This window comes from Endozoicomonas sp. ONNA1 (assembly GCF_024606325.1).
Classification (GTDB): Bacteria; Pseudomonadota; Gammaproteobacteria; order Pseudomonadales; family Endozoicomonadaceae; genus Endozoicomonas_A.
This window is the reverse complement of the sequence record NZ_JAHHPN010000426.1, coordinates 1-1,266: the sequence shown is the minus strand read 5'-3', so window position 1 is coordinate 1,266 and position 1,266 is coordinate 1. Positions and strand designations below refer to the sequence as shown.

Genomic DNA, 1,266 nt, shown 5'->3' with positions numbered 1-1,266 from the left:
ACATTAAATCTGTGTTGTTGAAAAAAACCAGAGCAGGAAAATCAACATTGTTTCGGCGCTCTATAAGTGACTTGGTTAACACTTGATCATTTGTAAACTGCCCCACCCAACGGCTGAGTTGTTCATCACTTTTTGCTGTGATGACCGTCTTTAACAGAGACTGGTGTGGAGAAGAAAAGCGGCGATACCACGCCTTTGCCAGAAGGTCTTCTCCTTCAATAACCTCTCGAAAGTAGGTACACACCTGTTTTAAACGGGCAATATCTTTAAGTCTCAAACAGCCAATAATTTTCAATTGTGTCAGGCTAGGCAAATTGAGTAGTGAAAGTTCACCCTTGTCAGATACAGTAATTTTTCTACCTGCACTGACACCTATACCCGTTGACGCTTGCTTCGATATAGATTGATCAGGCGTTGTTGAGTGTGTACTGCCAGAGTTTGGATTTATTCGATCCATGCTTGGTTACTCGTATTAATCCTCAATTAGAAAGGACATTCAGAATTGATACTGCAAATTTGACTCGGTTTTAAAATAAAAGTTCAAAATATGTTGTTAAGTGCAACGGACAAAGCTTCTGTCTTTCAGCACACTCAGAATGGCTTTGGCTTCACTCAGCCAAAGCTCACTGGATCGGTGAGGGTGAGAGCTTTCATTTTTCACGTCAAAAATTAAGAAAAATTGAAGCTAATTTCTCTGGTAGATATACCTTTTCAAACGCTGGATTTCTGCATCTTTGATAGATGAATCAGCCATTTTTTGGCCTTAAAGAGCTTTTCTGAAAAAAAACCAACGGGAGGCTTGATTGTAATTGTTTTAACGCGAAACAATGCAGGAAACACGAGCACCTCGGGAAGCAACAGGAAAGGGCCTGGGATATTCGATTTGTTCAGAAGTACTGCAAGATAGAAAGGGTATCAGAAAACAGCACACACTCTGGTATTTGGAAGGTCTGTATTGAGAACACTTTGAAAGAGTAGACAGCAGGGAAGCTGTGCTTCCCCTTTATCCTAAATGCGTTTCTGACATTCTTGCCTGCAAAACGTCACAGTCACGGGTTATCAGATTGTGGTGGTTCTGGTGGCCGCTCAGGCTGAGACCTTAGTTTCTGTCGCTGTTCCCGTAGCGTTTCCGGAGTCAGGGGGTTGCCACCGTTTCCATTATCTCCAGGCCTGGTTACATTTTCAGGATTGGCTGGGCCCATTTGGATTGGCTCCTGGCCCATCGGGATTCACTCCTGGCCCATCGGGATTCACTCCTGGCCCATC

Annotated in this window: 2 protein-coding genes; both read right to left on the bottom strand. The window is 43.5% G+C overall.

From position 1 onward, the window contains the following. Positions 1-457, bottom strand: a 457-nt coding sequence (locus tag KDK19_RS09860) for an F-box protein (protein ID WP_257253818.1), incomplete at its 3' end; no start/stop codon positions are given. Between the two features lie 592 nt (positions 458-1,049). Further along, positions 1,050-1,202, bottom strand: coding sequence for a hypothetical protein (locus KDK19_RS09855; protein WP_257253817.1), 153 nt, complete (start codon positions 1,200-1,202; stop codon positions 1,050-1,052). Between the last annotated feature and the right edge of the window lie 64 nt (positions 1,203-1,266).

Bases quoted from the DNA above. Each gene is read 5' to 3' on its own strand.
- KDK19_RS09855 (WP_257253817.1), bottom strand. From the start codon at position 1,202: ATGGGCCCAGCCAATCCTGAAAATGTAACCAGGCCTGGAGATAATGGA.